Raw genomic sequence first — 14649 nt, forward strand, 5'->3', positions numbered from 1 at the left:
GTGGCAGCACCCGCAAAATCAGCAACCCGATCCGCGTCGTCGAAAATCCCGCAGCTTGTCTGGCAGGACGCTCGGCCGGCCCCGGTCGTGCTCATCAGCGGGCCCGAACAGTTCCTCGCGGACCGTGCGATTCGCGCGATCCGCGACGCCCTTCGCGCCGAGGACCCGGCACTTGAGGTGCACGACGTCGATGCCGCGGGCTACACCGCCGGCGAGCTCTTCACCCTCGCGAGCCCCTCACTGTTTGGCGAGCCGAGACTCATTCGGGTCAGCGGCGTCGAGAAGTGCAGCGACGCGCTCATCGAAGACGCGAAGAAGTACTTGGAAGCCCCCGCCGACGGCACCGTGCTGGTGCTGCGCCACGGCGGGGGCACCCGAGGCAAGGCGCTGCTCGATAAGGTCCGCGCCGGCTCGGGCGGCGGCGTCGAGGTCGTCTGCGCCGAGGTCAAGAAAGACGCCGATCGCTTTGCGTTCGCGCAGCAGGAATTCCGCAGGCAGGGCGCCACCATCACACCCGCCGCTCTGCGCATGCTCGTCGCGGCTTACTCAGGCGACATCGGCGAACTCGCGGGTGCGTGCGAGCAGCTCATTTCGGACGTCGGGAACCAGATCGGCGAGCGCGAGGTTGAGCGGGCTACGCAGGGCCGGGTCGAGGCGGGAGCGTTCGCCGTCGCGGACACCGCGATCGCCGGCCGCGCCGCCGAGGCGCTCATTCTGTTGCGGCAGTCCCGCGCGGCCGGGGTCGATGCCATTCCGATGCTCGCCGCCCTGAACATGAAGATCCGCGGCATGGCCCGCGTGTACGGCGCCCGCGGGGGCAATCTCGCCAAGGAACTCGGCATGGCCCCCTGGCAGGTCGAGCGCGCCATGAAGGACGCCCGCGGGTGGCGCGAGGAAGACCTCGCCCACTGCATCGTGCAGGGAGCCGAGACCGAGTGGCTCCTCAAGGGCGGCACCCGCGATCCCGAGTACGCGCTCGAGCGCTATGTTTTGCTGGTCGCCCGGCGGGGTCGCTCGCTGGCGCACTAGCTCCTGAGGTCGACGACGCGCCCTGTGCTGCCGCCTGCGCCTGGACGGAGCGCTGCCTCGCGGCCGCGCTGCATACTTGGCCTGATCGGTGTCGCGTAGCGCGCGACCTCCCGACGTGTGAAAACATACAAGCACAACACCGTGTGCGAGAGGACTCAACATGGCCGGCAGTTTCTTTGCCTTTCTCGATGACATAGCGGTGCTCGCTCGCGCCGCGGCGGCGTCCATGGACGACATCGCTGCGGCGGCAGGAAAAGCGACCGTGAAGTCCGCCGGCGTCGTCATCGACGACGCGGCCGTGACCCCGCAGTATGTGCAGGGAATTCGCCCGGCACGGGAGCTGCCGGTGATTTGGCGAATCGCCAAGGGCTCGCTGGTGAACAAGGCGATTATTGTCGTCGCGGCGATGTTGCTGAGTATTTGGGCGCCTTGGGTGTTCCCGTGGCTGTTGCTCGTCGGCGGCAGCTACCTTGCGTATGAGGGAGCCCACAAGGTCTGGCACTGGGTGCAGAGCCGACGCGGACAGACGCACGAGACCACCGCCGCGGAAGTGGCCGGACGCACCGAGGCGGACGAAAAGGGCATCGTGGCGAGCGCGGTGCGTACCGATTTCGTGCTCTCGACGGAGATTATGCTCATCTCCCTCTCAAGTATTGCTTCCGACTCGTGGCAGATTCGCCTGGCGACCCTCGTCGTGGTGGCGCTGCTCATGACGGTGATGGTCTATGGCGCGGTCGCATTGCTCGTCAAGATGGACGATGTGGGGCTCTGGCTCGGCTCGAAGCGGACGGCGGCGGCGCGATCATTCGGGCGAGGGCTGGTGCACGCGATGCCGGTGGTGTTCACGGCGCTCAGCGCGGTGGGGGCTGCCGCGATGCTCTGGGTGGGCGGTCATATCCTGTTCGTGAACCTGGCAGAGGTGGGCGTCACCGCGCCCTACGCGCTGCTACACACGCTGACGGATCCGCTGAAGGATTTCCCCTTCATCGCATGGTGCGTCGACACGCTGTGTTCGGCGCTGCTCGGCCTGCTCTGGGGCCTCGTGCTCGTGGGTGCGGCGTCGCTGTTCGCGCGCGCACGCCGCGGTGCTGCGCCGACGCATCCCGCGAACCTCTCCGGCACCGAGGCGAGCGCCGACGCGAGCGCCGACGAGAGCACCGACGCGAGGTAGTTTCGCGTGGCGGTGCGCCCGCTGCGGGGAGCGGCGCACCGCCCAGCCAACGACGAAGGGGCCCCGCCGCAGCGGAGCCCCTTCGGGTAAAGCGTGTGGTGCTCGCTAGAGAGCGGCAACCTGGCTCGCGAGGGCCGACTTGCGGTTCGCAGCGTTGTTGAGGTGGATGACACCCTTGCTCACGGCCTTGTCGAGCTTGCGCGTTGCAACCTTCAGCGTCGCCTCGGCGGTCGCCTTGTCGCCCTCGGCGATGGCGCGACGGGTTGCGCGGATCGCGGTGCGAAGTTCGCTCTTGACGGCGCGGTTGCGCTCCGTTGCCTTCGCGTTGGTCTTGATGCGCTTGATCTGCGACTTGATATTTGCCACGTTGGGTAAAATCCTTTGAGTAATAAAGAAGTGAAAACGGGTTGATCCGCTTGGTGAAGAGGGCACCGTACGGGATGTGTGGTTCAAGCCCACACGCAAGTCCAAGAAGTCAGCCTACCAGGATCCGGCCGGGAGCGCACCTCTCCCGGTTTGCGCGTCGCCGGACGACGAAGGCCTGCTCGATCCCGCGACCCGCCCGCGCCGAGAAAACTCGCCGAAGCGGGATTTCTCCGTCGGCGTGGGATAATGGCCCACAATGTCTCCTCGCAGTGTGAACCCCCAGATCCCGGCCGCGACCGCGCCCGAGTCGATCCGCAATTTCTGCATAATTGCGCACATCGACCACGGAAAGTCGACCCTTGCCGACCGTATGCTCCAGATCACGGGATCCGTCCCCGATCGCGAGATGCGCGCCCAGTACCTCGACCGCATGGACATCGAGCGTGAGCGTGGCATCACCATCAAGTCTCAGGCGGTGCGCATGGGCTGGGACGTCGGAAGTAAGAGCTACGCGCTCAACATGATCGACACCCCGGGTCACGTGGACTTCAGCTACGAGGTCTCGCGCTCGCTCGCCGCGTGCGAGGGCGCGATCCTGTTGGTCGACGCTGCGCAGGGCATTGAGGCCCAGACGCTCGCAAACCTCTATCTCGCGATGGAGAACGACCTCGAGATCATTCCGGTGCTGAACAAGATTGACCTGCCGGCGGCCGACCCCGAGAAGTACGCGAAGGAAATCTGCGACCTCATCGGCGGCAACCCCGACGACATCCTGCGAGTGTCGGGCAAGACCGGTATGGGCGTGGAAGAGCTGCTCGACCTGGTCGTGCAGAAGGTCCCGGCCCCGGTCGGCGACGAGAGCGCGCCGTCGCGCGCCATGATTTTTGACTCGGTGTACGACTCGTACCGCGGTGTCATCACGTACGTCCGCGTCATCGACGGTCGCATCTCGCCCCGCGAGAAGGTCCAGATGATGTCGACGGGCGCGACCCACGAGGTGCTCGAGATCGGCGTCTCCTCGCCCGAACCGACGCCCTCGAAGGGGCTCTCGGTCGGCGAGGTTGGCTACCTCATCACCGGCGTGAAGGACGTCCGCCAGTCCAAGGTCGGCGACACGATCACCTCGCACCGCAACCCCGCCACCGAGGCGCTCGACGGATACACCGACCCGAAGCCAATGGTCTTCTCGGGCCTGTACCCGATCGACGGCTCGGACTACCCGGTGCTGCGCGAGGCGCTCGACAAGCTCAAGCTCTCGGACGCGTCGCTGCAGTACGAGCCCGAGACCTCGGTCGCGCTCGGCTTCGGCTTCCGCTGTGGCTTCCTCGGCCTCCTGCACCTCGAGATCGTCACGGAGCGTCTGCGCCGCGAGTTCGATCTCGACCTGATTGCCACGGCCCCCTCGGTCGTCTACCAGGTCACCCGTGAGGACAACGCCGAGATTACGGTGACGAACCCCTCGGAGTACCCCGACGGCAAGATCAAGAGCGTGCGGGAGCCGGTCGTGCGCGTCGCGGTCCTGGCCCCCAAGGACTACGTCGGCACGATCATGGAGCTCTGCCAGAGCCGCCGCGGCACCCTGATGGGCATGGAGTACCTTGGCGAGCGCGTCGAGCTGCGCTACTCAATGCCGCTCGCGGAAATCGTCTTCGACTTTTTCGACCACCTGAAGAGTCGCACGCAGGGCTACGCGAGCCTCGACTACGAGCCCATGGGTGAGCAGGAGGCGGACCTCGTCAAGGTCGACATCCTGCTGCAGGGCGAAGCGGTTGACGCGTTTAGCGCGATCGTGCACCGCGACAGCGCCTACGCTTACGGAACCCTCATGGCTGAGCGCCTGCGCAAGCTCATCCCGCGTCAGCAGTTCGAAGTGCCCATCCAGGCCGCGATCGGCGCCCGCATCATCGCCCGTGAGACGATCCGCGCGATCCGCAAGGACGTGCTCGCCAAGTGCTACGGCGGCGACATCAGCCGCAAGCGCAAGCTGCTCGAGAAGCAGAAGGAGGGCAAGAAGCGCATGAAGATGGTTGGCCGCGTCGAGGTCCCTCAGGAAGCGTTCATTGCCGCCCTCTCGGGCGACACGGAGGGCAAGGAGGTCAAAAATTGACCCAGCGACGAGCCAGTCACATTGAGGTCCCCGCGACGTACGCGTCCGTGGGAGCCTCGAACGCCCCAGACCTCATGCGGTTCCCGCCCGAGGGCACGACGCCGTTTGAGGACTCCGTCCGCCTGGGCAGCGGCCAGGACCGCTTCACCATCGCCTCGAGCGCGCTCATGACCTGGGGCGCCGCGCGTGGCGCCGGCCTCGTGGTCGAGGAGGTCGTGGTCGGCGACGGCGGCGCCTACTCCGGGATCGAGTTCGACGCCCAGGGCACCCCGGTCACCCCGGGCAGCGCCGAGCAGAACTTCGGCCCGGATGGCGAGCCCTACATCACCGCCGGCACCACCGCCCGCCTGGGCGGGGGCGGCCAGGAGGCTCGCAAGATTCGCGTGGTCTACGTCGTGAACGAACCGCGCAGGATCGGCCTGGCGGTCGGTTCCATGGACGATTCCGGCGCGATCGGCGAGTCCCTCTACTGCGTCGAGTTCCGCGAGGACGACTCGGTCTGGGCGACCGTGCGGGGGTTCCTCGTCGCGCCCGAATCTGGCCTCTTGGGCATCAAGGGTCGTACGCAGCTCAAGAAGGCGATGGAGTCCGCGCGCGATCAGCTGCGTGCGCTGCTGCCGGCAGCCGCCGCGAGCGCCGAGGCAGACGCGACTCCTGAGGCTGCCGGGCAGACGACGGCGATCGAGGACGCGCCATCCGAGCCCGCAGTAAACGATGACGGCGACGACTCCGGCACGCTCGACGCTGTGAACTGATGCCGAGCGTCCTGCCCGACGGTATCCCGGCTCCGGAAGATGGCTCGCTGCCCGCGAGCGTGCTGGCCGGCGCCCGCGAGCGCGCCTTCGGCGTCTACGTGCACGTGCCCTATTGCCGCGTCCGCTGCGGCTACTGCGACTTCAACACTTACACTGCGAGCGAGCTGCGCGGCACGACCCAAGAGAGCTACGCCGACGAGGTGCAGCGCGAGCTCGCCCTCGGTGCCGAGGTCCTCCGCCGCGCGGGCCTGCCCGAGCGCGCCGCCTCCACCGTCTTTTTCGGCGGCGGCACCCCGACGCTGCTGCCCGCGTCCGACCTGGGCAAAATGCTCGGCAGGATCCGGGCCGAGTGGGGCATTGCCGATGGCGCGGAGGTCACGACCGAGGCGAATCCCGACTCGGTCGACGCCGCGTACCTCGTCGAGCTCAAGGAAGCGGGCTTCACCCGCGTGAGCTTCGGCATGCAGTCGGCGGTGCCGAGCGTGCTCGCGACCCTCGACCGCACGCACTCGCCCGAGCGGCTTCCGCTCGTGACCAGGTGGGCGCGCGAGGCCGGCCTCCAGGTGAGCGTCGATCTGATCTACGGCACCCCCGGGGAGACGATCGAGGACTGGGAGCGCTCGCTCGACGCGGCGATCGCGCTCGAGCCCGATCACCTGTCGGCGTACGCGCTGATCGTCGAGGCCGGCACGAAGCTCGCGGCGCGCATTAAGCGCGGCGAGGTGGCTGCCCCGGACGACGACTTGCACGCCGAGATGTACGAGCTGGCTGACGCGCGCCTCGGCGCCGCGGGCTTCAGCTGGTACGAGGTGTCGAACTGGGCGAAGGGCCCCGAATTCCGTTCGCGGCACAACCTGTCGTACTGGACGGGTGAGGACTGGTGGGGCGCGGGCCCCGGCGCGCACTCCCACGTGGGTGGGGTTCGGTGGTGGAACGTCAAGCACCCGGCGGCCTACGCCGAGCGGATGGCCCGCGGTGTCTCGCCGGCGCACGCCCGCGAGCTGCTCGATGACGAGGCGCGGCGCACCGAGCGCGTGCTGCTCGAGTCTCGCATCAGCGACGGGCTGCCCGTGAGCGCCCTCGATGCGGCCGGGCGCCAGGCAGTTGCCGGGCTCATTGCCGATGAACTCGTGGATCCCGCGGCCGCGTTTGCCGGTCGAGTGGTACCGACGCTGCGTGGGCGCTTGTTGGCGGATATCGTCGTGCATCGCCTCCTCGGTGCTTAGTGGGTGCGCTTCAGCTTTTCTGGGGAGCTCTGCGCTAGGCTTTTAGCACTCCGGCAACGAGAGTGCCAGTAATCGAAGGGGGGGGGCGAATGGTCTCGGAACGCAGCTTGGCTGTGCTGCACGCCATCGTGGGCGACTACGTCGTCTCGCACGAGCCCGTTGGTTCGAAGGCATTGGTCGATCGGTACCAGTTCGGCGTCTCGGCGGCGACCATTCGCAACGATATGGCCCTACTCGAGGAGGAGGAGCTGATCGCGGCTCCGCACACCTCGTCCGGTCGGGTGCCCACCGACAAGGGGTACCGGCTCTACGTCGACACGCTGCGCGACCTGCGGCCGCTGAGCCAGGCGCAGCGGACCGCGATTGAGCGCTTTCTTGATGATTCGAGCGACCTTGACGACGCCCTCGCCCGCACGGTTCGCCTGCTCGCGCAGCTCACCAATCAGGTTGCAGTGGTGCAGTACCCGTCGCTCAAGCGCGCGGTCGTGCGGCATATCGAGCTTGTGGCGGTCGCCGAGGATCGGGTGTTGTGCGTCCTCATCACGGGGACCGGCGTCGTCGAGCAGCAGATTGCTCGCCTCCCGGGCGCGCAGGTCACCGAGGCCTGGGTGCACGGCGTGCGCGACCGGATCACCCCGGCCCTGATCGGGCTGGACATCGAGCAGGCGGCCGGCGCCGCGGCGCGGTTGCTCGCCAGCTGCGACGACTGGGCGAGGCCAGAGGAGGCCGAGCTCGTCGGCACGGTGCTCGGGGTGCTGATCGGCCAGCTGCAGTCCAACCGCACCGACCGCATCGCGCTCTCGGGGACAGCGAACCTCACGAAGCCGGGGGAGAGCTTTGGCGGGCTTCCGGCGGTCCTCGAGGCGATTGAGGAGCAGGTGACCCTGCTGCGCCTCTTCGGGGAACTCACGAGCGACGGTCGCGAAGTCACCGCTTCGATCGGCCGCGAAAACCTGCAGTACGGACTGCCCGACACCGCGGTGATCGCGTCCAGCTACGAGTCGTCCAGCGACTCGGTGTCGCGTATCGGGGTGCTTGGCCCCATGCGCATGGATTACGCCGGCAACATGACCGCGGTGCGCGCTGTCGCCCGCTACCTGAACCGGATGCTGGGGAGCGGCACCTAGGGCCTTGCCCCGAGATTCCCCTCTGCATCGTTGAATTGACCGAAACACACACCTGAAGGAGTCGCCAGCAGTGGTCGACCATTATGAGACCTTGGGCGTCGAGCGCGACGCCAGCATCGAGCAGATCAAGAAGGCGTACCGCAAGCTCGCCCGCGAGCTGCACCCCGACGTGAACCCGAGCCCCGAGGCATCCGAGCGGTTCAAGGCGGTCACTCACGCCTACGATGTGCTCAGTGACCCGCAGGAGCGCCAGCAGTACGACATGGGCGGGCAGGGCGGAAACGCCGGAGGCTTCGGCGATATCTTCGAGACCTTCTTCGGGGGCGGCTTCGGCGGGCAGCAGGGCCCGCGCTCGCGCACCGAACGCGGGCAGGACGCGCTCATTCGCGTCGATGTCACCCTCGAGGACGTCATGTTCGGGGTGCAGCGCGAGCTGTCGGTCGACACCGCGGCGCTGTGTGGCACCTGCAACGGCAGCTGCTGCCAGCCGGGCACCTCGCCCACCACCTGCGACGTCTGCCACGGCTCCGGTTCGGTCCAGCGCCAGGTCCGTTCGCTGTTCGGCAACGTCGTCACGAACCACCCCTGCGGATCGTGCCGCGGGCATGGCACGATCATCGAGCACCCCTGCGTGGAGTGCGGCGGGCAGGGCCGCGTGCGCGAGCGCCGCACCATCACCGTCGACATCCCCTCGGGCATCGAGACGGGCACCCGCATGCAGATGCGCGGCGGCGGCGAGGTCGGCCCCGCGGGTGGCCCGAACGGCGACCTGTTCATCGAGTTCCGCGTGGCCCACCACGACGTGTTCAGCCGGGAGGGCGATGACTTGCTCTGCACCCTCGAGGTGCAGATGACCGACGCGATCCTCGGCGCCACCGCGACGGTGCCGGGTCTCGACGGCGACATCTCGCTCGAGATCGCCCCGGGTTCGCAGTCGGGCGACATCATGACGGTCCGCGCCCGCGGTGTGCAGAAGCTCCGCAGCACCGCGCGCGGCGACCTCAAGGTGGCCATCCAGGTAATCACCCCGACGAAGCTGAGCTCCCGCGAGCGGGACCTCGTGCACCAGCTTGCCGCGCTCCGCAAGGAGGACGGGCCCAAGCTCGGCGAGTTCCAGCAGGGACTCTTCGGCAAGATCCGCGACCGCTTCTTCCGCTAGGCCGGAGCTCGAGATGGCGAACCTGTACTTCACCGACACGGCAAGCGCTTCGGACTTTGCCCCCGGCGGTCTCCTTGAGGTCACCGGGGAAGAAGCGCGCCACGCGGTCGCCGTGAGTCGGCTGCGTGTCGGCGAGCAGATCCTGATCGGTGACGGCGCGGGCGTGATCGCGAGCGGTGTCGTCGAGACCGCCGAGAAGAAGCGTTTCACCGTGCGCGTGGCGTCCGTTCGGCGCGAAAAGCGCCCTGAGCGTCGCGTTGTGCTCGTCCAGGCCCTCGCGAAGGGGGACCGCGCCGAGCGGGCGGTCGAGCAGTCGACCGAGTTCGGTGTCGATGCCATTGCACCCTGGGAGTCCGCGTACACGATCTCGCGCTGGCGGGGCAAGGGCACAAACGGCGATGAGAACGTCGCGAAGGGCGTCGCCAAGTGGCAACGCATCGCGCGCGAGGCGTCCAAGCAGTCGCTGCGCGCGCACATTCCAGAGGTCACCCAGCCGCTGCTCATGGCTGAGTTGTGTGAACTCGCCGCGGGCGAGTCGAACGTCGTCGTCCTGCACCCACGAGGCGAGCGCACGCTGAGCTCGTGGGCCGCCGAGATTTCGGGGCAGGATCCGCGCGACATCTACCTCGTGGTCGGCCCCGAGGGCGGCCTGAGCGACGCCGAGATCGACCGGCTTGCCGGCGCGGGTGCCGAGATCCTGCTGCTGGGATCGACGGTGCTGAGGACGTCGAGCGCGGGACCGGCGGCCCTAGCCATCGTGAATGTCGCGCTCGGACGCTGGTAGCGCGAGCGGTGGCGAGGCGACGACGCCGACCGTGGAGCCGTGAGCTGAAGCTCACTCTCGGGTTCGTCGGGCTCCTCGCGGCGGCTGGCTGGGTCGGCCCCATCTGGGTCTGGTCAGCGGCGCTGGGGCACCCGGAGACGCTGACCTTCGGGCGCGCGGCGGCGGTGGCGGCGTTTGCCCTGCTCGGGGCGGCCGGCGGGCTGACCTTCGTCTGGCGTACCCAGCGGCAACCGAAGTTTGTCCGGTGCTGGTTCTTGCTCCTCTCCACGTCGGCGGTCTCCTCGTTTCTCTCGTTTGCGGCGTTCAATTTGGTGGCCGCGAGATTTGGTGCGGGCAGGATCCTGCCGGTCTGCCTGGCGTTTCTGATCGTGACGATCGTGACGGCGAGCACCGCGGTGCTGGTCGTCACCCGGGCGCGGAGGCCGCCGAGCCGGAAGCGTCGGGTCCGGATCACCTGGCGGCACTGGCTGAGCTGGGGCGTGCTCGCGGCCATGGGGGCGATGCTCGTGGTCATGGGCGTCGGCCAGTTTGTACCGTCGGCAGAAGCGAATTGCCTCGTGTCTTCCAATGAGCATATTCGGACTCCGGGAGCGCGCCATGCCGGGTATCAGCAACGCGTCGAGTCGAGCTGCGGCAGCTTTCGCATCTCGAAGGACTCCCTCCGAGGGCACTTCTGGGATGTCCAGGTGCGTGAGGCGATCCAGGTTGGCGAGTCCTACGACTTTGCGCTCACCGGCCTCGGTCGACGCAACATCGTGGCGGCGACCCCGGCGGGAGAGCGGCAGTTTCCCGGGCCCGCGCGATAGACTGGACGGCATGGCAGAAGAGACGGTGTTCGGCAAGATTGTGTCGGGCGAGATCCCCGTGAAGATCCTTGCGGAGACGGAGCGCGTCATCGCGTTCCCCGACGCCGCTCCGCAGGCACCCGTGCACCTGCTGGTGATCCCGAAGACGACCGAGTACGCCAACGTCGCTGAGCTCGCAGCGGGCGATCCGTCGCTGCTCGCCGAGATAGTCACGGTCGCTCAGCGGCTCGCCGCCGAGCACGCAGACGGCGACTTTCGCATGATCTTTAACTCGGGCGCGAACGCCGGGCAGACGGTCTTCCACGTGCACGCCCACGTGCTCGCCGGCGGGCTCGAAGAACGGAGCCTCGTTGGGTCGTGACGCCGTCACACCGGGGTCGCACATTGGCGACCCGCTACTCAGTCGCACGCTTCTGCTCACCGGGGTCGACGTGGCGGATTTCCTGGGGCACCGCGATCGCCTGATCGCTGAGCTTGAGGCCAACCATCCCGCGGTGGAGTTCCACGTCCGCGACTACGTACTCACCCTGCGCGGCCCCGCCTCCGCGGTGCGCGCCGCGGAGCGCGTCACCGAACAAATTCTTGAGGTCGCCCGGCGCAGCGGCCCGGTCAACAGCCACGATGTCCGAGAGGTGTCCCGCATGGTCCATGAGCACGAGGGGACGAACGCGGCGCAGATGCTGTCGGAGCCGATCCTGACGGTCCGCGGAAAGTCTGTGCGCCCGCAGACCGAGGGCCAGCGCGAGTACATCGACGCGATCGACCGGAACACCATCGTGTTCGGCATCGGCCCGGCCGGCACGGGCAAGACCTATCTCGCGATGGCGAAGGCAGTGCAGGCTCTGCAGCGCCGCGAGGTCGCGAAGATCATCCTGACGCGGCCCGCCGTCGAGGCCGGTGAGCGCCTGGGGTACCTCCCCGGCACGCTCGAGGACAAGATTGACCCGTACCTGCGCCCGCTCTTTGACGCAGTCGGGGCGATGATGGACCCGGACCTCGTGCCCCGCTTGCTCGCAAGCGGCACGATTGAGGTCGCCCCGCTCGCGTACATGCGCGGGCGCACGCTGAACGAGTCGTTCGTTATTCTCGACGAGGCGCAGAACACGACGCCCGAGCAGATGAAGATGTTCCTCACCCGACTCGGCTTCGGCTCGAAGATGGTCGTCACCGGTGACATCACCCAGGTCGATCTGCCGCTCGCGGCAAGTGGGTTGCGCGTCGTCACCCGGATCCTGGAGGGTGTCGACGACGTGCACTTCACGAACCTCACGAGCGACGACATCGTGCGGCACAGCCTCGTTGGGCGCATCGTCGACGCGTACTCGTCGTACGAGGAAATTGAACAGGCCAAGCGCTTTGCGCGGCAGAATTCCCAGGCCTCGCCTGACACAGCAGCAACCAAGGAGCGTCCGCGATGAGCGTCGAGATCAACAACGAATCCGGCTACGAGGTCGACGAGGCGGGCCTCCAGCGCCTTGCCACCTTCGCGATGGGCGCGATGCACGTCCACCCCGATACGGACGTCGCGATCCTGCTCGTGGACGAGGCGACCATTGAGCAGCTGCACGTGCAATGGATGGATGAGCCCGGCCCGACCGACGTGCTCAGCTTCCCCATGGACGAGTTGCGCCCGGGCAGCGCCGACCAGCCGACCCCGGCGGGCCTCTTAGGTGACATCGTGATCTGCCCGTCGGTTGCCGAGACGCAGGCGGTCGCGGCGGGTCACTCGACGGCGCAGGAGATCAACGTGCTCCTCACCCACGGGGTGCTTCACCTGCTGGGCTTTGACCACGCGGTGCCCGAGGAAGAGGCCGAGATGTTCGGGCTCCAGCGGGACATTCTGTTGAGCTTTGCGATGAGCGAGCGGGGCAAGTGAGCGGCGCAGTGCTCGCGCTGCTCGTCACGGCGGCAGTGGTGCTGCTCGCCGTTGGCGGACTGCTCGCGGCGACCGACGCAGCGCTTTCGGTGCGCTCGCGCGCGCAGCTCATCGCCCTCGCCGATGAACAAGCTGGCAGCGGGCGCGCGATTCGGGCGATCGCCGACGACGAGGCCTCGCACCTCAACGCGCTCAACTTCGTCCGCGTGATTGCTGAGACGCTCGCTGCCGTGCTGATCACGGTCGTGCTCGCGTACACGATCGAGGAGCTGTGGGTCACACTCGCGCTCGCGACCCTGATTATGACGGCCGTCACCTACGTCCTCGTCGGTTCAAGCCCCCGCAGCATCGGCACGCACCACCCCGACCAGATCCTGCGGGCGACCGCCCCGACCGTGCGCGTGCTGCGCATCGTCCTCGGCCCGATCGCGAGCGGACTGATCCGGCTGGGGGACTGGGTGACTCCGGCCCGCGGCACCGGCAGCGCGCGCATCCGCGACGAGCAGCAGCTGCTCTCGATGGTCGATCATGCCGCCGAGCAGGAGCTGCTCGAGGAGGACGACCGCGACCTCATCCACTCGATCGTCGAGTTCGGGGACACGCTCGTGCGCGAGGTCATGGTGCCCCGCACCGACATGGTGACCATCGACGGCACGGAGACGGTGCGGGAGGCGTTCGAGCAGCTGCTCACGTCACGCCACTCCCGGATCCCGGTCGTCACGGGCGACGTCGATGACGTTGTGGGCGTCGCGTACCTGCGCGACGTCGCCGGGTTCGTGCTGCGTCGGCCGGACGAGGCGGACACGACTGCGGTCTCGCGGATTATGAAGCCGGCAGTGTTTGTTCCCGATCTCCAGCGCGGCGACGACCTGCTGCGCCAGATGCAGCGGGAGGCGAACCACCTGGCGCTCGTGGTGGACGAGTACGGCGGGATCGCCGGGCTGGTGACGCTGGAGGACCTCATCGAGGAGCTCGTGGGCGACATTAGCGACGAGCACGACCGTGAACAACCGGACGCCGTGCTCGAGGGCGAGGGTGAGTTCCGCGTGAACGCGCGGTTGCCCGTCGACGAGCTCGGAGAACTCTTCGGCATTGAGCTGGAAGACGACGACGTAGAGTCCGTCGGCGGCTTGGTGGCCAAAGAACTGGGTCGGCTTGCCGAACCAGGGGACACGGTCGTCCTCGCCGGGATCGAGCTCACCGCCTTGGAGACAGAACGTAAGACACAGAGGCTGGTGACGGTGCGCGCACGATGGGTGGGCGACGACCAGGCGAACGGGGACGGCTTTCGGGAGTCCCTGAACTCGGAGGAAAAATCATGACGGAACACGCAGTACCCGAGTCCACGCACCGGGCGGGGTTCGTCTCGTTCGTGGGCAGGCCTAACGTCGGTAAGTCAACCCTGACCAACGCGCTCGTCGGCGAAAAGGTCGCGATCACAAGCGCGAAGCCGCAGACGACGCGGCGCGCGATTCGTGGCATCGTGCACCGCGAGGACGGTCAGCTGATCATCGTGGACACGCCAGGGATCCACCGCCCCCGGACGTTGCTCGGCGAGCGTCTCAATGCGCTCGTGCAGTCGACGCTCGGCGATGTCGACGTCATCGGGTTCTGCGTGCCGGCGAATGAGAAGCTCGGCCCGGGCGATCGCTTCATTAGCGAGCAGCTCGAGGAGTACCCGCGCGCGAAGAAGGTCGCGATCATCACCAAGATGGACACCGCGAGCATGAATCAGTCCATCGAGCAGATCGCCCGTGTGGACGCGCTGCGCGAGTGGGACGCGGTTATCCCGCTGTCGGCGGTCGACTCGAGCGAGCGAGGCCAGGAACAGCTAGAGATTCTCATGCGCGAGCTCTTGAAGCTCATGCCCGTCTCGCCGCCGCTGTATCCGGCTGAGCAGATGACCGACGAGGGGGACGACGACCGCATCGCCGAGCTCATCCGCGAGGCCGTGCTCGAGGGCGTCCACGACGAACTGCCGCACTCGATCGCCGTCGTGATCGAGGACCGCGAGGAGCGCGAGGACGGACTCCTCGAGCTCTACGCGAACCTCTACGTCGAGCGTGACAGTCAAAAGGGCATCATCATCGGCAAGGGCGGCAGCCGCCTGAAGCAGGTGGGGGAGCAAGCGCGTCACCAGATCGAGGCACTGCTGGGCCGCCGCGTGTATCTGTCCCTCCGCGTTAAGGTGCTGAAGGAATGGCAGCGGGACCCGAAATTCTTGGGTCGCCTCGGGTTCTAGT

Annotated in this window: 15 protein-coding genes; 14 read left to right on the forward strand and 1 reads right to left on the reverse strand. The window is 67.6% G+C overall.

From position 1 onward, the window contains the following. Window positions 1–1029 (forward strand): DNA polymerase III subunit delta, encoded by a 1029-nt coding sequence (gene holA / locus KOE53_RS00440; protein WP_188044948.1) that lies wholly within the window; start codon window positions 1–3, stop codon window positions 1027–1029. A 160-nt stretch (window positions 1030–1189) separates the two neighbouring features. Continuing rightward, the gene (locus KOE53_RS00445; protein WP_188057031.1) at window positions 1190–2200 is read left to right on the forward strand and encodes a DUF808 domain-containing protein; all 1011 of its coding nucleotides are present in this window, start codon (window positions 1190–1192) and stop codon (window positions 2198–2200) included. Window positions 2201–2305: 105 nt separating this feature from the next. Here the strand turns inward: KOE53_RS00445 and rpsT are convergent, their stop codons facing one another. Continuing rightward, entirely contained in the window at window positions 2306–2566 is a 261-nt protein-coding gene (gene rpsT, locus KOE53_RS00450; RefSeq protein WP_188044946.1) for a 30S ribosomal protein S20, read from the reverse strand. Between the two features lie 256 nt (window positions 2567–2822). Between rpsT and lepA the strand changes: the two genes are divergently transcribed. From lepA to era, 12 genes are all read left to right on the forward strand, one after another. Continuing rightward, window positions 2823–4673, forward strand: coding sequence for a translation elongation factor 4 (gene lepA / locus KOE53_RS00455; RefSeq protein ID WP_188044945.1), 1851 nt, complete (start codon window positions 2823–2825; stop codon window positions 4671–4673). Continuing rightward, window positions 4670–5428, forward strand: a complete 759-nt coding sequence (locus KOE53_RS00460; RefSeq protein ID WP_241095579.1) for a DUF1990 family protein — start codon at window positions 4670–4672, stop codon at window positions 5426–5428. Before lepA ends, KOE53_RS00460 begins: the two co-directional genes overlap by 4 nt. Next, a complete protein-coding gene (gene hemW / locus KOE53_RS00465; RefSeq protein WP_188044944.1) occupies window positions 5428–6654 on the forward strand; it encodes a radical SAM family heme chaperone HemW in 1227 nt (408 codons plus the stop codon). Before KOE53_RS00460 ends, hemW begins: the two co-directional genes overlap by 1 nt. A gap of 89 nt (window positions 6655–6743) precedes the next feature. Then, the gene (hrcA, locus tag KOE53_RS00470; protein WP_188044943.1) at window positions 6744–7781 is read left to right on the forward strand and encodes a heat-inducible transcriptional repressor HrcA; all 1038 of its coding nucleotides are present in this window, start codon (window positions 6744–6746) and stop codon (window positions 7779–7781) included. 70 nt (window positions 7782–7851) lie between these two features. Then, window positions 7852–8940, forward strand: a complete 1089-nt coding sequence (gene dnaJ / locus KOE53_RS00475; RefSeq protein ID WP_188044942.1) for a molecular chaperone DnaJ — start codon at window positions 7852–7854, stop codon at window positions 8938–8940. Window positions 8941–8953: 13 nt separating this feature from the next. Further along, complete coding sequence (locus KOE53_RS00480; RefSeq protein ID WP_188045041.1) at window positions 8954–9724, forward strand: 16S rRNA (uracil(1498)-N(3))-methyltransferase; 771 nt, start codon at window positions 8954–8956, stop codon at window positions 9722–9724. 8 nt (window positions 9725–9732) lie between these two features. Then, window positions 9733–10530 carry a hypothetical protein gene (locus KOE53_RS00485; protein WP_188057032.1) on the forward strand — a complete coding sequence of 266 codons (798 nt, stop codon included), beginning with the start codon at window positions 9733–9735 and terminating at the stop codon, window positions 10528–10530. Between the two features lie 10 nt (window positions 10531–10540). Continuing rightward, window positions 10541–10891, forward strand: coding sequence for an HIT domain-containing protein (locus KOE53_RS00490; protein WP_188044940.1), 351 nt, complete (start codon window positions 10541–10543; stop codon window positions 10889–10891). Next, window positions 10881–11948, forward strand: coding sequence for a PhoH family protein (locus tag KOE53_RS00495; protein WP_223159817.1), 1068 nt, complete (start codon window positions 10881–10883; stop codon window positions 11946–11948). Before KOE53_RS00490 ends, KOE53_RS00495 begins: the two co-directional genes overlap by 11 nt. Beyond that, window positions 11945–12406 (forward strand): rRNA maturation RNase YbeY, encoded by a 462-nt coding sequence (gene ybeY, locus KOE53_RS00500; RefSeq protein WP_188044939.1) that lies wholly within the window; start codon window positions 11945–11947, stop codon window positions 12404–12406. The genes KOE53_RS00495 and ybeY overlap by 4 nt, the downstream gene beginning before the upstream one ends. Then, on the forward strand, window positions 12403–13728 hold the full coding sequence (locus tag KOE53_RS00505; protein ID WP_188057033.1) for a hemolysin family protein: 1326 nt from the start codon (window positions 12403–12405) through the stop codon (window positions 13726–13728). Before ybeY ends, KOE53_RS00505 begins: the two co-directional genes overlap by 4 nt. Further along, window positions 13725–14648, forward strand: a complete 924-nt coding sequence (gene era, locus KOE53_RS00510) for a GTPase Era (protein WP_188044937.1) — start codon at window positions 13725–13727, stop codon at window positions 14646–14648. Before KOE53_RS00505 ends, era begins: the two co-directional genes overlap by 4 nt. Window position 14649 lies beyond the last annotated feature (1 nt).

Source organism: Leucobacter sp. CX87, assembly GCF_018682295.1.
In the GTDB taxonomy this organism is placed as follows: domain Bacteria; phylum Actinomycetota; class Actinomycetes; order Actinomycetales; family Microbacteriaceae; genus Cx-87.